The sequence below is a fragment of the Acinetobacter genomosp. 33YU genome, from assembly GCF_001990725.1.
Lineage (GTDB): Bacteria > Pseudomonadota > Gammaproteobacteria > Pseudomonadales > Moraxellaceae > Acinetobacter > Acinetobacter seifertii.
In genome coordinates this window covers 1-10,276 of the sequence record NZ_LFZQ01000003.1, presented here as the reverse complement: position 1 = coordinate 10,276, position 10,276 = coordinate 1, and the positions used below count along the sequence as shown (strand labels likewise).

Annotated in this window: 3 protein-coding genes; all 3 read left to right on the top strand. The window is 41.8% G+C overall.

All coding sequences use genetic code 11. The features are described 5' to 3' along the window. On the top strand, positions 1-6,724 hold a 6,724-nt coding region (locus tag AC056_RS19220), incomplete at its 5' end, for a YadA-like family protein (protein ID WP_139344616.1). Positions 6,725-6,779: 55 nt separating this feature from the next. Beyond that, positions 6,780-7,565, top strand: coding sequence for a trimeric autotransporter adhesin/peptidogylcan-associated protein TpgA (gene tpgA, locus AC056_RS02795; RefSeq protein WP_077162694.1), 786 nt, complete (start codon positions 6,780-6,782; stop codon positions 7,563-7,565). Between the two features lie 651 nt (positions 7,566-8,216). Next, positions 8,217-10,276, top strand: a 2,060-nt coding sequence (locus AC056_RS02790) for an ESPR-type extended signal peptide-containing protein (RefSeq protein ID WP_265733975.1), incomplete at its 3' end; no start/stop codon positions are given.

Sequence of the window (10,276 nt, the reverse complement as noted above, 5' to 3'; positions counted from 1 at the left end):
AACGGACAACGTGAAGTTAGGCGAAACGGTTAACTTTGCAGATGGGACGAACACAACAGCAGAGTATGACCCTGCAACCAATACCTATAAATACAATGTGAATGACAACATTGCATTAACCAATGCGGGCAGTTTAACGGTCGGTAATACTAAGATTGATGACAGTGGCTTAACCATTACAGGCGGTCCAAGTGTAACAACTGCGGGTATCAATGCTGCTAACCAGAAGATTACTAATGTCGCAGCAGGAACCATTTCCTCTACATCAACAGATGCAGTAAACGGTAGCCAATTAAATGCAACCAACCAGAATGTAACCACTGCACAAAACACAGCAAATACCGCATTGACCAATGCAGCAGCAGCGCAAGCGACGGCAGACAAAGGCCTGAACTTTAGTGTGAATGGTGGTACAACGGACAACGTGAAGTTGGGTGAAACGGTTAACTTTGCAGATGGCACTAACACCACAGCAACCTATGACCCTGCAACCAATACCTATAAATACAGTGTCAATGACAACATTGCATTAACCAATGCGGGTAGCTTAACAGTAGGAAATACTAAAGTTGATAACATTGGATTAACCATTACTGGTGGCCCAAGTGTAACCACAGCAGGGATTAATGCGGGTAATCAGAAAATTACCAATGTTAAAGCAGGCACTAATGCGACTGATGCAGTCAATTTTAGCCAGTTAAATGCAACCAACCAGAATGTAACCACTGCACAAAACACAGCAAATACCGCATTGACCAATGCAACAGCAGCGCAAGCGACGGCAGATAAAGGCCTGAACTTTAGTGTCAATGGTGGTACAACGGACAACGTGAAGTTAGGTGAAACGGTTAACTTTGCAGATGGGACGAACACAACAGTAGAGTATGACCCTGCAACCAATACCTATAAATACAATGTAAATGACAACATTGCATTAACCAATGCGGGTAGCTTAACGGTTGGCAACACTAAAGTTGATAACAGTGGATTAAGCATTACTGGTGGCCCAAGTGTAACAACTGCGGGTATCAATGCTGCTAACCAGAAGATTACTAATGTCACAGCAGGAACGAATGCAACTGATGCTGTTAATGTAAGCCAGTTGGGTGCTATTACTACAGCAGCAAACACCAAGACAAATGCTTTAGGGACCAGTACCGCGAGTAATTTAGGTGGTGGCGCAGTTTATAACCCAGTTACAGGTGCTGTCAGTTCCCCAATTTATACTGTAAATGGCAACAACGTAAATAACGTAGGTGCTGCAATCAGTGCACTGGATAAAGGTTGGGCCTTAGAAAGCAATGGTGCCAATGCAGGTGCAGTGAAAGCTGGTGATACCGTAGATATTGGTACGGCTACAGGTGAAGCCAACCTGAAGGTCACCAAGATTGGAAACAATATCCAGTATGGTTTAAACCGTGATCTTAATATTGACAGCGTAACGGCAGGCGACAGCAAGTTAGACACCAATGGTTTAACTATTGCAGGCGGTCCAAGTGTAACAACTGCAGGCATTAATGCGGCTAACCAGAAAGTGACTAACGTTGCAGCAGGCACCATTTCATCTACATCAACAGATGCAGTGAATGGTAGCCAGTTAAATGAGACCAACCAGAATGTAACCACTGCACAAAACACAGCAAATACAGCATTGACCAATGCAGCAGCAGCCCAAGCCACAGCAGACAAAGGTCTGAACTTTAGTGTGAATGGTGGTACAACGGACAACGTGAAGTTGGGTGAAACGGTTAACTTTGCAGATGGTACCAATACGACTGCAGTTTATGACCCGACAACCAATACCTATAAATACAATGTAAATGACAACATTGGTTTAACCAATGCGGGTAGCTTAACGGTCGGTAATACTAAGGTTGATAATAGTGGATTAACGATTACTGGTGGCCCAAGTGTAACGACTGCAGGTATTAATGCGGGCAACCAGAAGATTACAAATGTTGCAGCAGGAACCATTTCAGCAAGTTCTACAGATGCAGTGAATGGTAGCCAGTTAAATGTAACCAACCAGAATGTAACCACTGCTCAGAACACCGCAAACACAGCGGTAACGAATGCAGCAGCAGCACAAAATACGGCAAACACAGCAGTGACGAATGCAGCTGCTGCCCAAGCGACGGCAGACAAAGGCCTGAACTTTAGTGTGAATGGCGGTACAGCTGACAACGTGAAGCTAGGTGAAACGGTTAACTTTGCAGATGGTATCAACACGACTGCGACGTATGATCCAGCAACCAATACTTATAAATACAATGTCAATGACAACATTGGTTTAACCAATGCGGGTAGCTTAACGGTTGGCAACACGAAGGTTGATAACAGCGGCTTAACCATTACTGGCGGTCCAAGTGTAACCAAGTCTGGTATTGATGCAGCTAACCAGAAGATTACCAATGTTGCAGCTGGAACGAATGCAACTGATGCTGTTAATGTAAGCCAATTGGGTGCAGCAACTACAGCAGCAAACACCAAGACAGATGCTTTAGGTACCAGCACCGCGAGTAACTTGGGTGGTGGAGCAGTTTATAATCCGGTTACAGGTGCAGTCAGTTCACCAGTCTATAGCGTGAATGGCAGTAATTTAAATAATGTTGGTGACGCGATCACTGCATTGGATAAAGGCTGGACACTACAAAGTAATGGTACTAATGCAGGTGCAGTGAAAGCTGGTGATACAGTTGACATTGGTACGGTTGTAGGTGAAAGCAACCTGAAAGTGACCAAGACCGGCAATACAATTCAGTATGGACTGAATCGTGATCTGGATCTGGATAGCGTAACGGCAGGTGACAGCAAGTTAGGCACCAATGGTTTAACCATTACTGGTGGTCCAAGTGTAACAACTGCAGGCATTAATGCGGCTAACCAGAAAGTGACTAACGTTGCAGCAGGTACCAATCCGACTGATGCTGTTAATGTAAGTCAGCTTGGCGCAGCGAATACCAAGACAGATGCTTTAGGTACCAGTACCGCGAGTAATTTAGGTGGTGGCGCAGTTTATAACCCAGTTACAGGTGCAGTCAGTTCACCGATCTATACTGTAAATGGCATCAACGTAAATAACGTAGGTGCTGCAATCAGTGCATTGGACAAAGGCTGGACCTTACAAAGCAATGGTGCCAATGCGGGTGCAGTGAAAGCTGGTGATACCGTGGACATTGGTACGGTTGCGGGTGAAAGCAACCTGAAAGTCACCAAGACTGGAAACAATATCCAGTATGGTTTAAACCGTGATCTGAATATTGACAGCGTAACGGCAGGCGACAGCAAGCTAGATATGAATGGTTTAACCATTACTGGTGGTCCAAGTGTAACCAAGTCTGGCATTGATGCGGCTAACCAGAAGATCACCAACGTTGCAGCAGGTACTATTTCATCTACATCAACAGATGCAGTGAATGGTAGCCAGTTAAATGAGACCAACCAGAATGTAACCACTGCTCAGAACACCGCAAACACAGCGGTAACGAATGCAGCAGCAGCACAAAATACGGCAAACACAGCAGTGACGAATGCAGCTGCTGCCCAAGCGACGGCAGACAAAGGCCTGAACTTTAGTGTGAATGGTGGTGCGGCTAAGAATGTGAAGTTGGGTGAAACGGTTAACTTTGCAGATGGCACTAACACCACTGCAACGTATGATCCAGCAACCAATACTTATAAATACAGTGTGAATGACAACATTGGTTTAACCAATGCGGGTAGTTTAACGGTTGGTAACACTAAGGTTGATAATAGTGGAGTAACGATTACTGGCGGTCCAAGTGTAACGACTGCAGGTATTAATGCGGGCAACCAGAAGATTACCAATGTTGCAGCAGGAACCAATCCGACTGATGCTGTTAATGTAAGTCAGCTTGGCGCAGCGAATACCAAGACAGATGCTTTAGGTACCAGTACCGCGAACAACTTAGGTGGTGGCGCAGTTTATAACCCAGTTACAGGCGCAGTCAGTTCACCGATTTATACTGTAAATGGCAACAACGTAAATAACGTAGGTGCTGCAATCAGTGCATTGGACAAAGGCTGGACATTACAAAGTAATGGTAGCAATGCGGGTGCAGTGAAAGCTGGTGATACCGTAGATATTGGTACGGCTACAGGTGAAACCAACCTGAAAGTCACCAAGACTGGAAACAACATCCAGTATGGTTTAAGCCGTGATCTTAATATAGACAGTGTAACGGCAGGCGACAGTAAGTTAGATACAAATGGTCTAGCAATTGCGGGTGGTCCGAGTGTGACCAAGTCTGGCATTGATGCAGCTAACCAGAAGATTACTAACGTTGCAACAGGTACTATTTCATCTACATCAACAGATGCAGTGAATGGTAGCCAGTTAAATGCAACTAATCAGAATGTAACGACTGCCCAGAACACTGCAAACACAGCGGTGACCAATGCCGCAGCAGCCCAAGCGACGGCAGACAAAGGCCTGAACTTTAGTGTGAATGGTGGTGCGGCTAAGAATATGAAGTTGGGTGAAACGGTTAACTTTGCAGATGGTACCAACACGACTGCAACGTATGACCCTGCAACCAATACTTATAAATACAGCGTGAATGACAACATTGGTTTAACCAATGCGGGTAGCTTAACAGTCGGCAACACGAAGGTTGATAACAGCGGATTAACCATTACTGGTGGCCCAAGTGTAACAACTGCGGGTATCAATGCTGCTAACCAGAAGATTACTAATGTCGCAGCAGGAACCAATCCGACTGATGCTGTTAATGTAAGCCAATTGGGTGCAATAACTACAGCAGCAAACACCAAGACAGATGCTTTAGGTACCAGTACCGCGAGTAATTTAGGTGGTGGCGCAGTTTATAATCCGGTTACAGGTGCAGTCAGTTCCCCAATTTACACAGTGAATGGTAACAACGTAAATAATGTTGGTGACGCGATCACTGCATTGGACAAAGGCTGGACACTACAAAGTAATGGTAGCAATGCGGGTGCAGTGAAAGCTGGTGATACCGTGGACATTGGTACGGTTGCAGGTGAAACCAACCTGAAAGTCACCAAGACTGGAAACAACATCCAGTATGGTTTAAGCCGTGATCTTAATATAGACAGCGTAACGGCAGGCGACAGCAAGTTAGACACCAATGGTTTAACCATTGCTGGTGGTCCAAGCGTGACCAAGTCTGGTATTAATGCAGCGAACCAGAAGATTACCAATGTAGCAGGAGGTACCATTTCTGCGACATCAACAGATGCTGTGAATGGTAGTCAGTTACATACCCTCGATAGCCGCGTGACTAAGAATGGTGATTCTACAGCCAATATTTTTGGTGGTGGTGCTAAAGCTAATCCAGATGGTTCGATTTCTAACCCGACTTATAATGTTGCAGGTACAAGTGCAAACAATGTTGGTGATGCTTTAACGGCATTGGATAAAGCAGTCACTGATGCAGGTACAGCAGCGAATGCAGGCTGGACTGTTTCAGCTAATAGTGATGCAGCGACTGCTAAAAAGATTAAACCAAATGGCAAAGTTAACTTTACTGGCGATGACAACTTAACTGTTGCTCAAAGCAGTGAAACTGATAATGAAGGTAATATCAAAGTTGCGCTGAACAAAAACTTGAAAGTTGATAGCGTCACGACTGGTAATACAGTTATCGATACGACTGGAGTAAAAGTTGGCGATAACGTTCAGTTGGGATCAACAGGTCTAATCATTGCTGGTGGTCCTAGTATCACTGCTTCTGGAATCAATGCAGGCAATAAGGTTATTACCAATGTAGCTGCTGGTGTTAACACGACAGATGCAGTGAACAAAGGCCAACTTGATAGTGCAATCACTAACATTAATAACAATGTTAGTGCTTTCGCTAATAGTGCAGTTCAGTATGACAAAAATGCAGATGGCACTGTAAATAAAGATTCAGTGACATTCGCTGGAGGGGCAAATGGTACTGCACTTAAGAATGTAGCAAATGGTACTGTAGCAGCAGGTTCGAAAGATGCAGTGAATGGAGGTCAGTTGTGGAATGTTCAACAACAGGTCGACAAAAATACGGGTGATATCTCGAACCTTCAAAATAACATTAACAATGGTAAAACTGGTCTAGTGCAGCAAGCAGATAAAGATGCTGCGATTACTGTTGGTAAAGACACTGGTGGTACTCAAGTGAATGTTGCTGGAACAGCAGGTGACCGTACAGTGACTGGCTTGAAAGCGGGTGCTGTTACAGCTACTTCAAAAGATGCAGTAAATGGTTCTCAGCTTAATACCACAAACCAAGCACTTGTAAACTACTTAGGTGGTGGAGCTGGTTATAACAATATTACCGAAAGCTTCTCAAACCCGACCTATAACGTGGCTGATAAGTCCTACAATAATGTCGGTGATGCGTTAGGCGCATTAAATCAAGCTGATCAAACATTAAATACCAAAATTGACAATGTGAACAACAAGCTTGAGCAAGCGTTCTATGCAACAAATCAGCGTATCGACAACTTGGAAGAAAAAATGTCTGCGGGTATTGCTGCAAATGCTGCACTTGAAAATGCGCCATTTATTGCAGGGAAAGTTACCATGGCTGTTGGTGCTGCTTATTATAATCAGCAAAATGCTGTAGGTGTTACCTTACGTAAAACGGCTGATAATGGACGTTGGTCACTTACAACAGGTGCAGCGCTTGGCAGTCAGGGTAGCCCATTAGTTCGTGTTGGCGTAAGTACAGTAATTGACTGAGTGCCTAACTAAGGAGAGTTTATCTCTCCTTTAAAGTAATATTGTGAGTATGAAAATGAAACAAAATATTCAAATTTTGGTAATGGGCATCTTGGTAAGTTTAAGTATTACTGGATTTACGGATACTGACGTAGCAATTCAACGGAATGAGGTAAAATTTCCAGCAATTGAAAAGAGTTATCTTAAACAAATAAAACGTTATGAGTATGACGACGTTGCTCGTTTGGATAAAGGATTGGATAAAAATCAAATTCGAGCTTTGCTGGGAAACCCTCAGTTTAGTGAAGGACTTTTTGCAGTAAAAGTATGGAATTACGTATTGGATATCCGTATTCCTAACACAAACCAATATCAACGCTGTCAATTACGCATTGATTTTAATGAAAAATATTTGGCTGAACATTTATCTTGGAAGGGTGAGGTGTGCGAAGGTTTAGTTGCTTGGGGGGGAAATAATCAGTCACCAGAGCATAGCACTGTAATTGCAGATCGTACAGCAAGTGTCTTATTTGCCTTTGATCGATTTGATGAGAGTGCCATTGAAGAAGGTGCTGAGAGCATTACCAAAATTGCTGAGCAGATTAAAAAAAGTCAAACAATGAATCCTATTGTTGTTTCAGGCTTTACAGATCGGTTAGGTAAATTTAGCTATAACCAGCAATTGTCTTCAGAACGTTCTAATACGGTAGCCAAATTATTTGTACAACAAGGCATTGAAGCACGCCGCATTCAAATACAGGCGAACAGCCAGACTGACTTATACAAGCAGTGTAGCAGTAACAATAGTTCACAAATTATTCAATGTTTAGCACCAAATAGACGTGTTAATATTACTTGGTAAAACGGTCTGTCACGGCAAAGTAATCATCCCTAGGGTGGTTACTTTTTCGTTTTAAGGGACTAAAAACAATTTAAGATATAAGTAAAATATTGATTAATAGTAATTTATTATATATTTTTAACTCTTTATGCATAAATTTTTCAATCGCTGATTTCGCAAAGCTTATTTTAGTTTATTAATACATAAAATTGATTAAATAGTAATCGACTCAATTGCAAATTACTGTGTGATTAAGTTGACTTTTTTAAGTAGTGCGATATTTTTATTTTTAAATTTATTCTAATTGAAATCTTATTTTATATATTAAATATTAGTAATTTAGGTTTAATTGAAACTAATCTATTAAGTTTTGTGAAATATATCTAACAAATCGAAATAACGAAAAATCCTTATTCGTAAAAAAATGTAACAAAGCTATCCTGCAAATAGATCGTTAGGAAAAATTAAAAATTTGATAAATCTTTTATTTTTTAATTAATTTTTGAAATTTTTAGCTTTATTAAAACTTAATGCAAAATTTTTTGATTTTAATATTTATAAATGTGATTTACTTCTCAAAATAAAAAAGATATTTTTATAAAAAATAAGCAATTTAAATATTTGATTGCTAAATCTTTACAAATGTAAGCAGGAAGTTTACGGGGTTGAAATATGAATAAGATATACAAAGTGGTTTGGAATGCTTCTATTGGTACATGGACTGTTGTATCAGAATTAGCTAAAAGCAAAACGAGAACAAGTTCTGTTTCATCTTCCACTGAATCGAGTGGTCAACAAAACGAAATAGTTTCTAGAGAAAAAAGATTTAGACCTAAGGCACTTGTATTATCTATCATCTCCTGTTTAGCCGTATCACATGTGTGGGCTGATTACACAAACTTGTATGGATCAATTATTGATACAAGTCCAACCATTAGTAATGGTATTGCAATAGGAGCAAATACGGGTACTCCAGCTAGTGCAAATGATTCTAACGGATTAGCTGTTGGATCAAGAGCAAATGCTACCGCTGCAGATTCAACTGCATTAGGAAATTATGTAAATGCGACTGGTGTAAATTCAACAGTAGTAGGAGGGCAAGTGAATGCAGCTGGTGCACAATCAATTGCAATTCAGAATAACAGTGATGCAGATCTAGTTGCAGAAGGTTTAGCAACGGGATCATCTTTTAATGCTATTGATAGTGCTTCTAGTTATAGTGTCGCACTTGGCGCGATGAGCCAAGTTGTTGGTTCGACAGCAGCGTTGGCGTTGGGAAAGAATGCTCAAGTTAACAGTGGAGCGAATAATGCTACTGCGATTGGTAATACAGCAACTGTAGATACAAATGCAGTTGATGGTGTTGCTATAGGCACTAACAGCTTAACCTCAGCAGCAAATAGTGTAGCTCTCGGGCCTAGGTCAACTGCGAATGTAACAAATTCGGTTGCTTTAGGCGCTGGATCAACAACTACAGTACAAACTGGCAGTTCTTATTTAACAAATGTTGCAGCTTCTACAACCAATGGTGTTGTCTCAGTGGGTTCAACAACTAACACTCGACGTATTCAAAATGTAGCAGATGGTGCTGCCGATTCAGATGCGGTTACAGTTGCTCAGCTAAAGGATGTAAATAATCGTGCTGTAGGTAATACAACAGCATTAGGTGGTGGCGCAGCATATAATCCTGCAACAGACGTATATACACCTCCAAGTTATACAATTACTAAAACAGATGGAACAACTTATACCGCTGTTAATACAGTGTCAGGTGCATTAACTAATTTAAACAATGAAGTTGTTAAACCGCTTACTTTTGCTGGTAATACAGGCAGTTCAGCAAATAAATTAGGTACAACACTTAATATCACTGGAACAGGCTCAACTGCTGGAACTTATTCTGGAAATAACTTAAAAACTGCTGTAAGCGGTAATACAGTTAATATTCAGATGGCTGATGCTCCTGTTTTTTCTGGTACTGTCACAGCGGGTAACTTAACGACTGGCGGCTCATTAAATGTTACTGGTGCAAGTAACTTAAACGGTGGTGCTAACCTTAATAATCAGAAAATTACCAATTTAGCAGCTGGAACTATTTCTGCGAGTTCTACAGATGCAGTGAATGGTAGCCAATTAAATACCACGAATCAGAATGTAACCACTGCTCAGAACACCGCAAACACAGCGGTAACGAATGCAGCAGCAGCACAAACTACTGCTAATACAGCGGTAACGAATGCGGCAGCAGCACAAACCACTGCAAACACAGCAGTCACCAATGCAGCCGCTGCCCAGGCGACGGCAGACAAAGGTCTGAACTTTAGTGTGAATGGTGGTACGGCTGATAATGTGAAGTTAGGTGAAACAGTTAACTTTGCCAATGGCACCAACACCACAGCAGTTTATGACCCTGCCACCAACACCTATAAATACAATGTAAATGACAACATTAGTTTAACGAACGCAGGCAGTATAACGGTCGGCAATTCTAAGGTTGATAACAGTGGTTTGACGATTACAGGCGGTCCAAGTGTAACGACTGCTGGTATTAATGCGGCTAATCAGAAGATTACCAATGTCGCGGCAGGAACCATTTCAGCAAGTTCTACAGATGCAGTAAATGGTAGCCAATTAAATACCACGAATCAGAATGTAACCACTGCTCAGAACACCGCAAACACAGCGGTAACGAATGCAGCAGCAGCACAAACTACTGCTAATACAGCGGTAAC